Raw genomic sequence first — 16,581 nt, forward strand, 5'->3', positions numbered from 1 at the left:
GGACTACGACCGTCGGCAGTCGAACGTCGGGCTACTGACGTCCGCTCGCCGAAACCCGACAGCCGTACGGACAGCCCGTCCGGGGCGACCGGCCGATCAGCTCGGCCTGGCCGCTCAGAGGCCGAGATCCCGAGCGATGATCATCCGCTGCACCTCGCTGGTGCCCTCGCCGATCTCCAGGATCTTGGAGTCCCGCCAGAACCGGGCCACCGGGTACTCGTTCATGAAGCCGTACCCGCCGTGGATCTGGGTGGCCTCCCGGGCGTTGTCCACGGCGATCGTGCTGGCGTGCAGTTTGGCGATGGCGGCCTGCCGCTTGAACGGCTCGCCGGCCAGCATCCGTGCGGCGGCGTCGTAGTACGCCAGGCGAGCGGTGTGCGCCTTCAGCTCCATGTCGGCGATCTTGAACTGGATGGCCTGGTTGGCGCCGATCGGCTGACCGAAGGCGTGCCGCTCCTTCGCATACTTGATCGACTCGTCGACACAGCCTTGCGCGAGGCCAACGGCGAGCGCGGCGATCGCAATCCGGCCCTCGTCGAGGATCCGCAGGAACTGCGCGAAACCCCGACCCCGGGCGCCGAGCAGGTTGGCGGCCGGCACCCGGCAGTCGTCGAAGGTCAGCTCGTGGGTGTCCGACGCGGTCCAGCCCACCTTGGAGTAGCCGGGCGCGACGGCGAACCCGGGCGTTCCGGTGGGCACGATGATCGTCGACAGCTCCTTGGAGCCGTCCGGGTTCGTGCCGGTCACCGCGGTGACGGTGACCATGGCGGTGATGTCGGTACCCGAGTTGGTGATGAACGCCTTCGAGCCGTTGATCACCCACTCGTCGCCGTCCAGCACTGCCCGGGTCTGCGTGCCGGCGGCGTCCGAGCCGGTGCCGGGCTCGGTGAGACCGAAGCCGGCCAGCGCCTCACCGCTGAGCAGTCGGGGCAGCCAGGTCGCCTTCTGCTCCTCGGTGCCGAAGCGGTAGATCGGCATCGCGCCCAGCGAGACCGCCGCCTCCAGGGTGATGGCCACGCTGGAGTCGACCCGGGCCAACTCCTCCAGGGCCAGGCAGAGCGCGAAGTAGTCGCCGCCCATGCCGCCGTGTTCCTCGGTGAAGGGCAGACCGAACAGGCCCATCTTGCCCATCTGCCGGATCACCTCGTACGGGAAGGTGTGCTGCTCGTAGTGCTCGGCGATGACCGGGGCGATCACCTCGCGGGCGAATTCCCGCACGCTCTCGCGCAGCGCCGCTTGTTCGTCGGTGAGCCGGAAATCCATCTCATCCTCCTGTAAGGACGGTCCGCCCCGGCGCTCGTGACGCCGAAGGCGGGTCGCTGTGCGGGCCCGAGTCGATGGTCAGACCGGGGTGACGCCGTGCCGACGGCGGGAGAAGTGCCGATCCTTGGTACGCGCCGCCGCGAATCGACGGACCAGCTCAGTGCGTAGGTCCTGCGGCTCCACGATGGCGTCCACCACCAGCTCGCTGGCCAACCGGACGACGTCGATGTCCTGCTCGTACTCGGCCCGCTTGGCGGCGACGAAGGCCGCCCGCTCGTCCTCGTCGGCAATGGCGGCGATCTTGTTGGCGTAGACCGCGTTCACGGCGGCCTCGGCGCCCATCACGGCGATCTTCGCGGTCGGCAGCGCGATCGTGGCGTCCGGCTCGAACCCGGGCCCGGCCATCGCGTAGAGACCGGCGCCGTACGCCTTGCGGACCACCACGCAGATCTTCGGAACCGTCGCCTCGGAGATCGCGGTGATCATCTTGGCGCCGTGCCGGATGATGCCCTGCTTCTCCACCGCGCTGCCGACCATGAAGCCGGGCACGTCGCTGAGGAACAGCAGCGGCACGTTGAACGCGTCGCAGAGCTGCACGAACCGGGTGGCCTTGTCGGCCGAGTCGACGAAGAGCACACCGCCCTTGAACATCGAGTTGTTGCCGACCACACCGACGACCTGGCCGTCGAGGCGGCCGAAGCCGATGGTCAGCTCCTTGGCCCAGAGCGCCTGGATCTCGAAGAACGACCCCTCGTCGAGCAGGCCCTTGACGTACCGCCGCATGTCGAACGCCTGTCGCTCACTGGCCGGCACCAAGGCGGCCAGGTCGGCCTTCGCGGGCGCGGCGACCGCCGGTGCGGTCGGCGGCGCCTGTGTCCAGTTCGCCGGCAGGTACGACAGGTAGGTCTTCACGACGTCGAGCGCGTCGGCCTCGGTCTTGCAGAGGAAGTGCCCCACGCCGGATTCGGCGGTGTGCACCTTCGCCCCGCCCATCGCCTCCAGGGTGGTCTTCTCGCCGGTGACCATCTCGACCATCCGGTCGGAGCCGAGGTACATGCTGGCGTTGCCGTCGACCAGCGCCACCACGTCGCAGAACGCCGGGATGTACGCACCACCGGCGGCGCTCGGGCCGAACAGCGCGCAGACCTGTGGGATCGAGCCGGAGGCACGGACCTGGTTCCAGAAGATCTTGCCGGCGCCACGCCGGCCGGGGAAGAGATCGACCTGGTCGGTGATCCGGGCGCCGGCCGAGTCGACCAGGTAGACCATCGGCACGCCGGCGCCGTACGCCCGCTCGATGATCCTGATGATCTTCTCGACGGTGCGGGCGCCCCAGCTGCCGGCCTTGACCGTGGAGTCGTTGGCCATCAGGCAGACCTGTCGGCCGTCGATGGTGGCGGTGCCGGTCACCACGCCGTCGGCTGGCAGACCTTCGGCCATCGTGTTGGCGTAGAGGCCGTCCTCGACGAACGAGCCCTCGTCGACCAGGAGCGCTACCCGTTCACGGGCGAAGAGCTTGCCCTTGGCCGCGTTGGCCGCGTGGTACTTGTCCGCGCCGCCGGACCGGGCCCGCTTGCGCAGCTGCTCCAGTGCCTCACCGTCGAGCGTCACGCCGACTCCTCCGCCATACTGACCTGAACGATCGTTAGGCTAGCGCATCGGCGCGGTTGTCGGCGACCTACGAGCGAACCAGACAGTTGAGCCGAGAGCAAGACATTGAAAAACGTGAATACATATCGCTAGGCTCCTGACACCCCTTCTTTCAGATCGGAGTCAGCGATGACCTCACGACTCAACCGGCTCGCCGTCGCGTTGCTCGCGACGACACTCGCCACCCTCGGCATCACGGTCGCCAACCCGTCGCCCGCGTCCGCCGCCATGACCATCTGCTACAACACCAGCCAGGCGGGCAGCTACGCCAGCGTCGCCAACCAGGCCGCCTCGATCTGGAACAACGCCACAGTCAACCTGACACTCTCCGCCAACTGCGGCTCCAACCTGCGCATCTACCGGATCACCGGCGGCGGCTCGTACGCCCAGCGGACCAGCCTCGGCAACGGCCGGGTCTACATCGACACCCAGCAGGCCGCCCAGTACAGCGTGCTGCGGATCATGACCCACGAGATCGGGCACATCCTCGGCCTGCCGGACAACTACAACGGGAACTGCTCGCTGCTGATGTCCGGCGGCAGCGCCGGCACCAGCTGCACCAACGCCTACCCGAGCACCGCCGAGGCGAACCGGGTCAGCAGCCTCTTCGCCGGCACGTTCAGCGCCACCGACCGCAGCGCGGACATCTTCCGCGACAGCTGGCCGAGCGCGCTCACCACGGTGAACTGACCGAACCCGCCAAAAACGAAGGGGCCGGCGCGTGCGCCGGCCCCTTCGTCGCGTCCTCAGCTCGGCAGCGGCGTCAGCCGGGTACGCGGACCGGCCCGCAACACACCCGACGGCAGCTTCTTGCCGAGCAACGCCTCGGCCAACTCCGCCACCTCGATGAGCGCCGGCAGGTCGATGCCGGTGTCGATGCCCATGTCGTGCAGCATGTGCACGGCCTCCTCGGTGGCCAGGTTGCCGCTCGCCCCCGGCGCGTACGGGCAGCCACCGAGGCCACCGACGCTCGCGTCGAACTCGGTCACCCCCAGCTCCAGCGCGGTCAGCAGGTTGGCCAGCGCCGTACCCCGGGTGTTGTGGAAGTGCAGCAGGACCGGCACGTGCGCGTTGCGGTCGCGTACCGCGGTCAGCAGCTCACGGACCCGACGTGGGGTGCCCATGCCGGTGGTGTCGCCGAACGCGACCCGGTCCGCGCCGTCGCGGACTACCCGGTCCACGATCCCGGCCACCCGCTGCGGATCGATGTCCCCCTCGTACGGGCAGCCAAAGCTGGTCGCCACGATCACCTCGACCCGCGCCGACGCGCCGTGCAGCAGGTCGATCAGCTCGGCGATGTCGTCCAACGACTCGTCAGTGGACCGGTTGACGTTGCGCCGGTTGTGCGTGTCACTGGCCGAGACCACCACCTCGATCTCGGTGAATCCGGCGGCGAGGGCCCGCTGGGCGCCCCGGGTGTTCGGCACCAGCGCGGAGTACCGCACCCCGTCGGCCTTCACCGCCCGCTGCCACACCTCGTCGGCGTCGGCCATCTGCGGAATCGCCCTCGGGTGCACGAACGACACCGCCTCGATTCGGCGTACGCCGGTGCCGGAGAGGGCGTCGAGCAGCCGCACCTTGGCGTCGGTCGGGATCGGGTCCTCGTTCTGCAACCCGTCGCGCGGCCCGACCTCGCGGATCGAGACGAAATCTGGCAGGTCCGCCATAAGGGGTCACCTCACTGTGACGAAAGCAGTGCCTAGGGGGTCCTCCCAGCATGCCACCCCGCTGTTGATCAAGAGGTTTGCGTCACCTGCGGCGCGGAACCTGACGCAGACCTCTTGATCACCGGGGAGTGGTGGGCGGGGGTCAGCGCATGCGGGAGACGATGCCCGTGTCGTAGGCGCCGGAGCGGAACTCCTCGTTGTCCAGCAACTCGGTGAAGAAGGGGACGTTGTTCTTCGGGCCCTCGATCTGGAACGCCGCGACGGCTGCCTTCGCGCGATCGAGCACCTCGTCGCGGGTCGCGCCGCTGACGATCAGCTTGGCCAGCAGGCTGTCGTAGAACGGGGTGACCGTGTTGCCCTCGGTGTAGCCGGAGTCCACCCGGACACCCTCACCCGTCGGCTCCACCCACGTCCTGATCACACCCGGGCCGGGCAGGAAGCGCTTCGGGTCCTCCGCGTTGATCCGCATCTCGATGGCGTGCCCACTCGGGGTCAACGCGTCCGGGTCGAACGTCGGCGCCAACCCGGAGGCCACCCGCAACTGCTCCTCGACCAGGTCGATGCCGTACACGTACTCGGTCACCGGGTGCTCCACCTGCAAGCGCGTGTTCATCTCCAGAAAGAAGAAGTCTTCGGAGCCGGGAGCGTCGCCCTCGGAGTCCCGCTCACGTGGGACCAACAGGCACTCCACGGTGCCCGCGTTGCGGTAGCCGACCGCCTCGCCGGCCCGCACCGCCGCCGCCAGGAGCCGGGCTCGCAGCTCCGGCGAGACAGCCGGCGACGGGGACTCCTCGACCAACTTCTGGTTGCGCCGCTGCACCGAGCACTCCCGCTCGCCGAGCGCCACCACCCGGCCGTCGGCCAGGCCGAGGATCTGCACCTCGACGTGCCGTACCCGGGGAAAGTACCGCTCGATCAACACCGAGCCGTCGCCGAACATCCGCTCGGCGAACGCGCGCACCTTGTCGTACTCGGTGCGTAGCGCGGCCTCGTCGACCGCCACGCCCATACCCATGCCGCCACCGCCGGCGGCAGCCTTGACCATCACCGGGTAGCCGATCTCGGCCGCGGCCGTCACCGCAGCGTCCAGGTCGGCGGCCGGGTCGGTGGTGCCCGGCGCGACCGGAACGCCGGCCGCCGCCATCAGGTTCCGGGCATTGATCTTGTCGCCCATCGCGGTGATCGCGTCCGCGTCGGGTCCGACCCAGATCAGGCCGCTCGCCTCGACGGTACGGGCGAACTCGGCGTTCTCCGACAGGAAGCCGTACCCGGGGTGGATCGCCTGCGCGCCCGTCGACTTCGCGGCGGCGAGGATGGCCTCGGTGTTGCGGTAGCTCAGCGCCGGGTTCGGTGGGCCGATGAGGACCGCCTCGTCCGCCTCCGCGACGAACGGCAGGTCGGCGTCGGCCTCCGAGTGCACCGCGATCACGCGGATGCCGAGCCGCTTGGCGGTCCGGATGATCCGGCGGGCGATCTCGCCCCGATTGGCGACCAGCAGTGACTCGATCATGTTTCCTCCCGGCGTCCGGATGGTGGGACGATGTCAGGGAATCATGACCGGCACGGTTCTGACGAGTCGGCTCAGGCGAGCAGCGCGGCCAGTGTCGCCCCGCGCAGCAGCTCCGCGCGGCGTCGCCGGTCCACCTCACCACCGAGGAACGGCGTCGAGTTCATCAGGCCGAACGCGGCGTGCGCGAGCACCCGGGCCTCACCGTCGGGCATCCCCGGGTGCAGCGCGGTGAGCACTGTCACCCACTCCTCGACGTAGAGCCGTTGCAGCCGACGGATCCGCCGCCGCGGCTCCTCGGGCAGGCGGTCCAGCTCGTGCAGGTGCAACGCGATCACCGCCGGGTTGGCCAGCGCGAACTCGACGTGGAAGTCGATCAGCGACTCCAGCACGCCGCGCGGGTCGTCCGAGCGCCCGACGGCGCGTTCCCGCCCACCGGCCAGCAACCCCTCACTGACGGGAATCAGCGCGGCGGCCAGCATGGCTTCCTTGCCGGCGAAGTGGTGGTAGAGCGCCGGACCGGTGACCCCGGCGGCCGCGCCGATGTCGTCCATCGAGACGCCGTGATATCCACGCGCCGCGAACAGACCTACCGCGATCTCCAGGATCTCGTCCTTGCGGGACCTGCGCCGGCCCGCGCCCGCCGCACCCCGTGCCTGCTGCTCCACCGTCACCGGACAAGCCTAGACCGCGAGGAGCCCGCGATGGTTGCCGGTCAGTCCCGTCCGTCCGTCCCGGACCGGGCCGCCCCTGACCTGGCCAGGGGCGGCCGCCGAGGTCAGTCGTCCTCGTCCAGGTCGTGTTCGGCGCGCAGCGCCGCGGCTTCCGTGGGCCGATCGAGCAGATCCAACACCCGAGCCAGCAGCCAGGCCGTCTGGCGGACCTGCCGCGAGGCGGCCGGCAACCCGCCGAGTACGCGGCGCAGCAGCGGCTCCGCCTCGGCCGGCCGGTCCAGGCGCAGCAGCAACTCACCGATCAGGGCCTCCACCTGGGCGGCCTCGCCGAACGCCTCGATCGAGCGCAACCGGTCCGGCACCCCGGTGAGCCGGTCCAGGGCCTCGTCCGGGCGGTCCTCGCCGGTGAGCACCCGCGCTCCGGCCTCGGCCGCCAGTGCCAGCTCGTACAGCACCGGCGGTTCGGCCTGCCCGGCCAGCTTCGCCGCCAACGCGTCCATCACCTCGACGGTGCGCAACGCCGCGTCCCGGTCGTCGGCCCAGAACCAGGCGTACGTCTCCCGTCGCCGGGCACGCAGCTCGTCGAGCGGCAGGTCACCGAGCCGGTACGCCTCGGCCGCGGCGGCGAACCGCTCGCCCGCCGCCGCGTCCCGGTCTGCGTCGTAGAGGATCCCCCCAGCCTCCTCCAGAACCTGCGCCCGGTGCGGAAGGTTGTCCGGTCCGTCCAGATTGCCGGCCAACTGTTCCAACAGCGCCAACGCGGGATCGATCTCGCCAAGTCCGGCGTAGACGCCGGCCAGCAGGTGCCGGCAGCGGTCGGCCTCAGCCTGAGCGCCCAACCGGTCCAGACCGAGCACGGCCTCCTCGGCGACCTCGGCGGCCTCGGCGAGCCGGCCCACGATCCGGTACGCGTTCGCCAGCTCCCACCGCAGGAACGCGTCCCCCTCGGCGCCCCGCTCCACGCACAGCGTCACCGCCTCGACGAAGTCGTCGACCGCGTCCGCAGCCTGGCCGGCCGCCAGCAACGCCCGGGCGCGGGCGACCCGGACGGGCAGCTCCGCGTCCGCCGGTGCCGCCTCCAACGCCTCGTCGCAGGCGGCCACGGCGTCCGCCGGATCGTCGACCAGCCGCGCGTACGCCAGGCAGGCACCGGTGACCACCTCGCCGACACCCAACTCCCGGCCGATCCGGCGTGCCTCGTCGACGGCGGCGCGGGCCTCGTCGACGCGGTCCAACTGCTCCAGCAGGTGCCCCCGGTGCAGTGCGATCCGGGCGGTCAGGTGCCGATCGCCGCCCGCGTCGGCCGGCACCCGGTCGAGGGCGGCGAGCGCGTCCGCCCAACGTTCGCGGTGCAGCAGCGCCAACGCCACCCGGTCGTGGCCGGCCGCCCGCTGCTGGGCGTCGCCGAGCCGGTCCAGGACGTCGGCCGCCTCCCGGGTCAGCAGCAGGCCCTCCTCGGTGTCCTCGTCGGACCGGGTCAACAGCACGCCGAGTCGCCCGGCGACCGTCTGGGCCGCCACCTCTTCGCCCGCCTCCCGGTACAGCTCCAACGCTGCCCGATTCAGCGTGATCGCACCCTCGATGTCGTCCTCGTCGCCACGCTCCGACGCGCGCAGGGCCAGCCGGTGCGCGGACGTGCGGGCGGGCAACTCGGCAGAGCCGAACCGGTCGTCGAAGGCAACCAGCGCCGCCCGGAAGGTGCCCCGGTCGTGCCGGCCCAAGCTCTGCTCCGCGAGGTCCAGCAGATCGTCCGGGCCGGCGTCTCCGGGCACTGTCACGACCTGTGGTTCAGCCCTGCCGGTTCGCACCCGCCGGGCCCGGTCCGCGGACGACGCCGGTGTCCCCGGCGCGCCGGCCGTCTCGTCGCCGACCGGTCGGGCCGGACGGCGGCGGACGCTCGCGGACAGCGGCACATGCTCGCCGCTCGCCTGCACGGCAAGCCGACTGGCGATCCACTCCGACTGGTGGCTCGTGCCGTTACGGGCGTCGAAGCGGGCGGCCAGACCGGCAGCGGTTTCGGCCAGCTCGTTCGCCAACGACGCCGCCGACACCTCGGCGGCCGGCCGGCCCTCGGCGGCCCGGCGGTACACGGCCGACGGGCCGGCCTGACGCAGCGCCGCGGCGGCTGCCGCCGAGAAGTGCATGGCGGCGGCCGGCGACGGCGGCCGGTCCAGCCAGTCCAGGTGCCGCTCGACCAGCTCGATCGCTCGCGCCTCGTTGCCGGTCAGCGTGCAGAACTCGACGTGGTCCGCGATGTCCCACAGGTTGGCGAGGTTGCCGCGCTGCCGGCGGTACGCCTCCCGGTGCGCGTCCCGCGCCTCTTCGACCCGCCCGGTCCGCAGGTACGGCAGGAGCAGCGCGGTGAGGATCGACTGCGGCTGCTCGTTGCAGTTGAGCCGGCCGGCGAGCACCGGCTCGGCCAGCTCCACCGCCTCGACGTCCCGCCCGGTGTCGGCGAGGTAGCCCACCTGGCTCGTGGGGTCACAACCGGCGCAGTCGGACAGGGCGTCGCGCGGGGTGGTCTGCCAGAGGCGGTACCAGTGCGCCGCGGCCTCGACGTCGCCCACGTGGTCGGCGACGCGGAACCGGTGCTTGTGCACGGCCTGGAGGCTGTGCCCGCCGGCCCGGTAGCGGCGTTCCATGTCGTCCAGCACGGCGTACGTGCGGTCGAGCGGCACCTCCGGGAAGTTCAGCAGGCCATTGATCATGTACTTGAAGTGCCAGAGCAGGTTGTGCAGGTGCCCCTGGTGGTACGGCTGCGGATCGCTGTCGAACTCGGACAGGCACCAGGAGAAGGTCACGAAGGACTTGGCCGGCTCACCGCCGTAGATGTAGCCGGTGGTGGCCTGCATCCGGGTGACGAACGCGAGGTGCCGGTCGTCGGCGGCGTCCACCCGGCGCAGCAACTGCTCCAGGGCGGCGATCTGCCCCGCCCCGTACGGCATGTCGGCGATGCCGCGAAGCACCCGCCACAGATCCTCGTCGCTCATGCTCACTCCCGTCCCGGGACAGCCCGGCCGAGCAGGCCGAGGAAGGAATCGTTCAGCAACGCCGCGTCGGCGGCGCGGATCGGATGGTGGCCGAGCAGCAGCGCCTGCCCGTACAGCGCCTCGATGGCCAGACCGACCAGCTCCGGGTCGCTCAGCATGGTCACCCGTCGTACCAGCGGGTTGCGGTGGTTGAGCACCAACTGCGGACGGTCCGGCGGGGCGGTGGCGGCGAGCGCGTCGAGCACTCCACCCCACAGCTCGTCGGCCCGGTCCCGGCTGGCCGCGAGCTGGTCGTTGAACGCCGCCGACCGGCTGACCAGGTAGAGCGCGGGCAGGGAAACCGGGTCGTACGCCCGGATGACCACCTCGCAGCCGGAACGCTCGACGGCCCGCTGCGCCGCCGCGAGGAACTGTCGCAACGCCAACTCCACCTGCGGGTCGAGCGCGTCGAACCGGGTGGTGAGGTCACTCGGCTCCAGGCGCTCGATGAGCACCGAGCGGTCCACCACCGGCAGCCGCTCGATCAGCTCGGTGTCGTACGTGTAGCCGGCGTTGACCACCGCCAGGTCCTGCGCAGCGGCGACAGCGGCCAGTTGACGGAACTCGTCCAGGCTGGCCGCGTAGCGGACCACTCCGTAGCGCTCCCGGAACTCGGCGAGGGTGAGCGTGCCGACGTTGGTGTCCATGGGCCACCACCGGTCGACCAGGCGGAGCATCTCGTCGTCGTGCAGCGCCAGGGCCTTCACGCCGAGGTGATGCACCTGGAGGAACTCGGCCAGCCGGTGCGGGTCGTGCCGGGCCAACCGGACCAGCCAGCCGCGCACCTGGTCGCCGAGTGCCTCCCGGGTCGCCGTCAGCAGAGTGTCCTCGTAGAGGGCCTCCCGGCTGGCGGTCGGGCGCAGCTCGGTCGCGTCCACCACGCAGTGCGCGAAGAACGCCCACTCCGGCAGCAGCCCGTCGGCGTTCTCGGTGAGCAGCATCCGCTTGAGGTAGACGCGGTGCCCGGCCCGGGCCGCCGGGTTCACCGGCGTCGGCAGGATGACGGCGACACCGGTCAGCCCGGCCTCCGGCACAGCCAGCGGCAGGACGTCGAACGGGTCCACGCCGAGCGTCTCCCGGGCGTACCGGATCAGCGCCGCGCGGTCCAGCGGCGCACCCGGCGTGGTCGGCCAGGGCGGCTCCCCGGCGGTGGTGACGACGTCGCCGACGCGGACGGTGACCGGCAGCAGCGCGCCGAACAGCCGGGCCAGGTCGGTGACGGTCGCGGTGGTGAACCACTGGTCCGCGTCGCGGCGGGGCACCAGCGTGACGGTGGTGCCCGGCTCGGCACGAGCGGCTTCCGGCGGGGCCACCGTCACCGCGTAGCGGCCGTCGGCGTACCCGGTCCAGCGAACCGTGGGCTCGTCGCCGTGCCGGGTGAGCACCTGGATCTCGTCGGCCACCAGGAAGCAGGAGAGCAGACCGATGCCGAACTGGCCGAGGAACTCGTGCCGGGAGAAGCCGAGCTCGTCGCGCTTCGAGCTGCGGCCGATGGTGGCCAGCAGCTCGTGCACCTGCGCCTCGGTCAGGCCGATGCCTGTGTCGTGCACCCGCAGGGTGCCGTCGCCGGTGCTGTCCGGGGGTTCGATGCGTACCAGCGCCGGCGCGTCCGGTTCGGTCCTGCGGCGGGCGGTGATCGCGTCCACCGCGTTCTGGAGCAGCTCACGGACGTAGACCCGCGGGCTGCCGTAGAGGTGATGACTGAGCAGGTCAACCACGCCACGTAGGTCGACCTGGAAAGTGTGATCCACGCCTGTTGTCTCCCCGTCCCGATATCGGCGCTCACCGTACCCATGATCACCGACCGGCGCGGTCCCCTCTCTGCCCGGCGGCTTGACCCTCGACCCGGTCGAACCGGCACGGTCGCCGGCATGACTTCCTCCGCTCTGGGCCGGGACTTCCAGCTCCTGTGGTCCGCGGCCGTCTCGTCCCGGTTCGGGGATGCGCTGCGTGCCCCGGCGCTGGCCCTGCTGGCCGCGACCGTGACCCGTGATCCGCGGATCATCGCGGCGGTCACCGTGGCCGGGCAGTTGCCGCCGCTGCTCTTCGGCCTGCTCGGCGGCGTGTACGCGGACCGCTGGGACCGCCGTCGGACGATGGCGGTGGTCGACGGGGTACGCGCGGCAGTGGTGGCGGCGCTGGCCGTGGTGGTCGCGCTCGACCGGGTCAGCGTGCTGGTGCTGCTGGTGGTGGCGTTTCTGCTCGCCACGTTGGGCACTCTCTTCGACTCCGCGTCGTTCGCGCTGCTCCCCGCGCTGGTGCCACCGGACGCGCTGCCCCGGGCGAACGGTCGGCTCCAGGCGGGGTCGGCGGTGGCCGGTGGCTTCCTCGGGGCGCCCGCCGCCGGTGTCCTGTTCGCCGTCGCCCCGGCGCTTCCGTTCGCAGTCGACGCCGTCACCTTCGCGGCGGCCGCCCTGCTCGTGCTGGCCCTCGGTGCGCCTCCCGCCAGCACCCCGGGAATGGCACGGCGGCGCGGCTCGGTGTGGGGCGAGATCGTCGAGGGGCTGCGGTGGTTGGTGGCGCACCGGACCCTGTGGCGGGTCACAGTGCTCACCGCCGCGAGCAACCTGGCGATCAGCGGAATCATGGCGGTGTTGGTGCTCTACGCGCTGGACGTGCTCCGGGTGCCACCGGCCGGGTACGGGCTGTTCGCCGCCGCAGCCATCGTCGGGGGCGTGGCGGGGGCGCTCGGGGCGGGACGGCTCGCCGCCCGACTCGGAACGGTGCCGGCGCTGCGGGCGGTGCTGGCAGTGGAGACCGTGGCGCTGACCGGCTTCGCGCTTGCTCGGCATCCGGTGTCGGGCGGGATCGCGCTGGCCGTCTTCGCCGCCGGCACCGTGGTGTGGAACAGCCTGTGGGCGTCGTACGGGCAGCGGCAGGTGCCGAGCGAACTGCTGGGCCGGGTCGGTGCGGCCCAGCGGATGGTCGGTCTGCTCACCGCACCGCTCGGGGCGGCGCTCGCCGGGTTGGCCGCCGCGTCGTACGGCACGGAGCCGGTGGCGGGCGCTGCGGCGGCGACGTTCGCGCTGGTCACCGTCGCCGCGTGGCGGACACTGCGACCGGCCGTGTCCGCTGTGTCCGCCGTGTCGAGCGGCGCGGGTTAGCCCGGCGTCCGCTCCCGGTGCGACAGCCCGGACAGGCGCAGCGCGATGCGTCGGCGGGCCGGTGGAACGGCACCGAGCAGCCGGAGCAGCACGTCCCGGGCGGGCCGACGAGCCGGGGAGACACCGGCCATCCTGGTCAGCCCGGCGGCGAAGCTCAGCACGTCCTCGGCCATCGGCCGCTGCCGGGCGGTGTAGTCGTCGAGCAGCGTCTCCGGGCCGCCGTCGAGCACGTCCGCCACTGCGGTGCCGAGTGCCACCGCGTCGCAGATCCCGAGGTTCATGCCCTGCCCGCCGGCCGGGCTGTGCACGTGCCCGGCGTCGCCGGCCAGCAGCACCGGTCCGACTCGGAAGGTGTCGGCGATCCGGTGGTGCACCCGGAACCGGGAGCCCCAGAGCACCTCGGTCACCCGGTCGGGTCGTCGCGCCGGGCCGCGCTCGTCGAGCAGCGCCTGGAGGTAGGTCGCGTCCGGTTCGGGCGGGGCGTCCGCCACGGCGGCGACCAGCCGGACCACCCCGCCGGGCAGCGGCGCCCAGACCAGCGGCCCGGGGCGGGCGAGGAAGAGCGCCGCCTCGTCGCGGGGCAGCACGCTGCGCACCCGCACGTCGGCGAGCACGAAGGACTCCTCGTCGCTGCTGCCTGTGAAGCCGATGCCGGCCAACTGTCGGACCGTGCTGTGCAGGCCGTCCGCGCCGACCACGAACCGGGCCCGCAGCGCCGCCCCGTCGACCTGCGCGAGCATGCCGTCATCGGCGCGGCTCAGCCCGGTGAGCTGGCACGGCCGTCGTACCTGGACACCGCGTTCAGCCAACTTCTCGGTGAGCACGGCCTCGGTGACCGCCTGGGAGACCAGCAGCGCGTAGGGGAAGCGGGACGGCAACTCGTGGAACGGCACCGACAGCAGCACCCGGTCCCGGTCGCGCACCGTGAAGCGCGGCGTCCGCACCGCCTGGGCGATCAGCGGCACCGCGGCGTCGATCCGGTCCAGCACCTCCAGGGTGTACGCGTGCACGACGGCGGCGCGGGAGGTCGTCGGCGGCGCGGCCAACCGGTCCAGCACTGTCACCTCGACGCCGCGCCTTGCCAGCGTCAACGCGGTGGCGAGACCGGTGGGGCCGGCGCCCACCACCAGGACGTCGGTGCTCGTGGGCAGCATTGCCACCTCCAGAAGACCGCTGCCAACACGTGTTGGCAAACACTTGTTGGCAACGCTAGGGCCCGCCCGATTGCGTGTCAACACTTGTTGGCCTACGGTCGTTGGCATGACCCAGTCCGCCCAGTCGACCCCGCCCCGACGCTCCGACACCACCAGGGCGGCGATCCTGCGAGCGGCCCGGGAACGGTTCGCGGCGGACGGCTACGAGCGCGCCACGATCCGGGCCATCGCCGCCGACGCCCAGATCGACCCATCGATGGTGATGCGCTACTACGGCAGCAAGGAAGGGCTGTTCGCGGCGGCGGCCGAGTTCGACCTCCGCCTGCCCGACCTGACCTCGGTGCCGCCCGCTCGACTCGGTGAGGTGCTGGTCCGGCACTTCCTCGCCCGCTGGGAGGGCGACGAGACCCTGGTGGCGCTGCTGCGGGCCGCCAGCACCAACCCCGGCGCCGCCGAACGCATGCGCGGCATCTTCGCCGACCAGCTCACCGCCGCCGTGGCCACGTTCGGCGGCGACCCGGCGCTGACCGCCCGACGGGCCGGCCTGGTGGCCAGCCAGATCCTCGGCCTCGCCTTCACCCGGTACATCGTCCGCCTGCCGCCCATGGTGGACACCCCGCCGGACGACCTGGTCTCCTGGATCGCGCCGACGCTCCAGCGCTACCTGACCGGAACGCCACCGGGCTGACCCAACCTTTTCCCACCTCCCGTGCGTCTGCCAGTTGACGCGTACAGCGCGACGGCCGGGAGGGGGGCGGATGGCGCCGCCGAAGGACGACGGACGCGACGGCTACCTCGCCTTCGTGGAGAACCACCAGCACCGGCTGCTCCGCGCGGCCTACCTGATCTGCGGCAACCAGCATCAGGCCGAGGACCTCCTCCAGGACGCGCTGCTGAAGCTGGCGCTGCGCTGGTCCTCGGTCCGCAACGGCGACCCCTCCGCGTACGTCCGGGCCATCCTCTACCGCGACTCGGTGTCGTGGTGGCGTCGCCGACGGCGGGAATGGCTCAGCGCCGCACCGCCAGACCAGGTGGCCCACGACCGTGACGGCGCGTTACGGCTGACGATGCACGACGCGCTGGGCCTGCTGCCACCACGGCAGCGGGCCGTGCTGGTGTTGCGCTACTACGAGGACCTGACCGAGGTCGCCACCGCCGAGGCGCTCGGGGTGACCGTCGGCACCGTGAAGAGCCAGTGCCACGCGGCGCTGCGCCGACTCCGCGAGGTCGCCCCGGACCTCGCCCGCGATGCCCGACCGAGCCAAGGCTCGGCCGATCTGGCGAGCGGCTTGGAGGTGAACCCGTGAACGAGCAGGAACTGCGCCAACTGCTGACCGTCAGCGTCGAGGACGTGCTCCCCAGCCAGCCGGCCGCCGCCGGATGGGAGCGGGCTCGGCGTACCCGGCGTAACCGGCGGGCCGTCGGAGTGGTCGCCCTGGCCGTGCTCCTTGTCGGCGGTGGCACCGTTGCGGCGCTGCGACCGCCCGCCGATCCGGCGCCGGTCCCACCGGTCGGCCCGACGGTGACCCCGACCGCCGATCCCACCCACGCTGGTCCGGTGCAGCGACCGCCCGCAGACCTGACCTACCCGCCCGATCCCTTGGCGAAGCTCGGTGCCCCGGCGACGGTGCCGCTCTCCGAGCGACCGGTCCAGCGGGCACTGGCACTGTTCCAGCCGCTTGACGAGGAGGGTCGCGAGGACGGCCCGGTTCGGGTGCTCGGCAACGACGGCGTGGTGCGCAGCCTCGACGTGGTGCCGCTGGCACCCACCCGGGACGCGAGCGGCAACGAGGCAGCGGCCCTCAAGCCGGGAGTGCTGTCGCCGGACGGCCGGTCGGCCGCGTTCGCGCAGACCAAAGAGCTGATCATGATCGACCTCACCACGGCGGCCGTCCGCCGGATACCGCTCGACGGCTACCTGGAGCAGGTGGTGTGGGCGCACGACCGGGTGCTGGTCGGGGGCGACGACCGGACGTACGCGGTGGACCTCGCCACCGGGGCGGCCAGCACGATCGACGTCTCGACCTGGGAGTTGATCGCGCCCGACCCGGCCGCCGGCCGCGAGGCCCCGTTGATCGACATGTACGGCGAGGGGACCAGCCTGAAACTACGCAGCCGGACCGCCCGGGAGGGTGAACTCCGCTCCGAACAGCCGATCAACGCCTCGGCGTTGCCGTCGCCCTACCAGGTCAACGAGTTCTACGGCCGGGGCTGGCTGCACGGCGAGCGGCTGGCCCGGGCAGCCTGGATCACCAGCGGCGAGATCAGTGGCGCCGAGGGAGCGGCGGTGCTGGACGCGCGGACCGGCGCCGTGCTCCACCTGCTCGACCTGGGCCGGGAGCGCGGCAAGGGCTGTTGCGAGGTGCTGGGCTGGGACAACAGGGGCGCGGTGCTGCTCCGTCTGGAACCGGCCGCCCTGGCGCGCTGGCATCCGGAGACCGGCGAGATCACCGGAATCGTCCGCGACCTGCGCGGCGTGATCGCACTGGCCAGCTGAACACCGTCCCCGCGCGACATCGACTGTCACGCGGGG

Annotated in this window: 13 protein-coding genes; 5 read left to right on the top strand and 8 right to left on the bottom strand. The window is 72.0% G+C overall.

The features are described from left to right. Positions 1 to 114: 114 nt before the first annotated feature. The gene (locus AB0B68_RS14130; RefSeq protein WP_357260220.1) at positions 115 to 1,263 is read right to left on the bottom strand and encodes an acyl-CoA dehydrogenase family protein; all 1,149 of its coding nucleotides are present in this window, start codon (positions 1,261 to 1,263) and stop codon (positions 115 to 117) included. 78 nt (positions 1,264 to 1,341) lie between these two features. Then, the gene (locus tag AB0B68_RS14135; protein ID WP_357222310.1) at positions 1,342 to 2,874 is read right to left on the bottom strand and encodes an acyl-CoA carboxylase subunit beta; all 1,533 of its coding nucleotides are present in this window, start codon (positions 2,872 to 2,874) and stop codon (positions 1,342 to 1,344) included. Between the two features lie 168 nt (positions 2,875 to 3,042). Here AB0B68_RS14135 and AB0B68_RS14140 point away from each other — a divergent pair, with 168 nt between their 5' ends. Beyond that, positions 3,043 to 3,603: a snapalysin family zinc-dependent metalloprotease gene (locus tag AB0B68_RS14140; protein ID WP_357194758.1), complete on the top strand. Its 561-nt coding sequence runs from the start codon at positions 3,043 to 3,045 to the stop codon at positions 3,601 to 3,603. Between the two features lie 56 nt (positions 3,604 to 3,659). Here the strand turns inward: AB0B68_RS14140 and AB0B68_RS14145 are convergent, their stop codons facing one another. From AB0B68_RS14145 to AB0B68_RS14165, 5 genes are all read right to left on the bottom strand, one after another. Beyond that, positions 3,660 to 4,580 carry a hydroxymethylglutaryl-CoA lyase gene (locus tag AB0B68_RS14145; RefSeq protein WP_357194755.1) on the bottom strand — a complete coding sequence of 307 codons (921 nt, stop codon included), beginning with the start codon at positions 4,578 to 4,580 and terminating at the stop codon, positions 3,660 to 3,662. A gap of 142 nt (positions 4,581 to 4,722) precedes the next feature. Next, complete coding sequence (locus tag AB0B68_RS14150; RefSeq protein WP_357194752.1) at positions 4,723 to 6,090, bottom strand: biotin carboxylase N-terminal domain-containing protein; 1,368 nt, start codon at positions 6,088 to 6,090, stop codon at positions 4,723 to 4,725. 71 nt (positions 6,091 to 6,161) lie between these two features. Further along, complete coding sequence (locus AB0B68_RS14155) at positions 6,162 to 6,761, bottom strand: TetR/AcrR family transcriptional regulator (RefSeq protein WP_238669677.1); 600 nt, start codon at positions 6,759 to 6,761, stop codon at positions 6,162 to 6,164. 104 nt (positions 6,762 to 6,865) lie between these two features. Further along, the gene (locus AB0B68_RS14160) at positions 6,866 to 9,751 is read right to left on the bottom strand and encodes a hypothetical protein (protein ID WP_357260223.1); all 2,886 of its coding nucleotides are present in this window, start codon (positions 9,749 to 9,751) and stop codon (positions 6,866 to 6,868) included. A 2-nt stretch (positions 9,752 to 9,753) separates the two neighbouring features. Next, entirely contained in the window at positions 9,754 to 11,541 is a 1,788-nt protein-coding gene (locus tag AB0B68_RS14165) for an HSP90 family protein (RefSeq protein ID WP_357194746.1), read from the bottom strand. Between the two features lie 120 nt (positions 11,542 to 11,661). Between AB0B68_RS14165 and AB0B68_RS14170 the strand changes: the two genes are divergently transcribed. Continuing rightward, positions 11,662 to 12,894 (top strand): MFS transporter, encoded by a 1,233-nt coding sequence (locus AB0B68_RS14170; RefSeq protein WP_357194743.1) that lies wholly within the window; start codon positions 11,662 to 11,664, stop codon positions 12,892 to 12,894. Here the strand turns inward: AB0B68_RS14170 and AB0B68_RS14175 are convergent. Continuing rightward, positions 12,891 to 14,048: an FAD-dependent oxidoreductase gene (locus tag AB0B68_RS14175; protein WP_357260226.1), complete on the bottom strand. Its 1,158-nt coding sequence runs from the start codon at positions 14,046 to 14,048 to the stop codon at positions 12,891 to 12,893. The two genes, AB0B68_RS14170 and AB0B68_RS14175, sit on opposite strands and share 4 nt — an antisense overlap. A gap of 106 nt (positions 14,049 to 14,154) precedes the next feature. Here AB0B68_RS14175 and AB0B68_RS14180 point away from each other — a divergent pair, with 106 nt between their 5' ends. The 3 genes from AB0B68_RS14180 (at position 14,155) to AB0B68_RS14190 (ending at position 16,545) form a co-directional block, all read left to right on the top strand. Continuing rightward, positions 14,155 to 14,736 (top strand): TetR family transcriptional regulator, encoded by a 582-nt coding sequence (locus AB0B68_RS14180; protein ID WP_357194738.1) that lies wholly within the window; start codon positions 14,155 to 14,157, stop codon positions 14,734 to 14,736. Between the two features lie 70 nt (positions 14,737 to 14,806). Beyond that, on the top strand, positions 14,807 to 15,355 hold the full coding sequence (locus AB0B68_RS14185) for a SigE family RNA polymerase sigma factor (protein WP_357260229.1): 549 nt from the start codon (positions 14,807 to 14,809) through the stop codon (positions 15,353 to 15,355). Beyond that, on the top strand, positions 15,352 to 16,545 hold the full coding sequence (locus AB0B68_RS14190; RefSeq protein WP_357260233.1) for a hypothetical protein: 1,194 nt from the start codon (positions 15,352 to 15,354) through the stop codon (positions 16,543 to 16,545). Before AB0B68_RS14185 ends, AB0B68_RS14190 begins: the two co-directional genes overlap by 4 nt. Positions 16,546 to 16,581: the final 36 nt, after the last annotated feature.

This window comes from Micromonospora sp. NPDC049049, assembly GCF_040649115.1.
In the GTDB taxonomy this organism is placed as follows: Bacteria; Actinomycetota; Actinomycetes; order Mycobacteriales; family Micromonosporaceae; genus Micromonospora.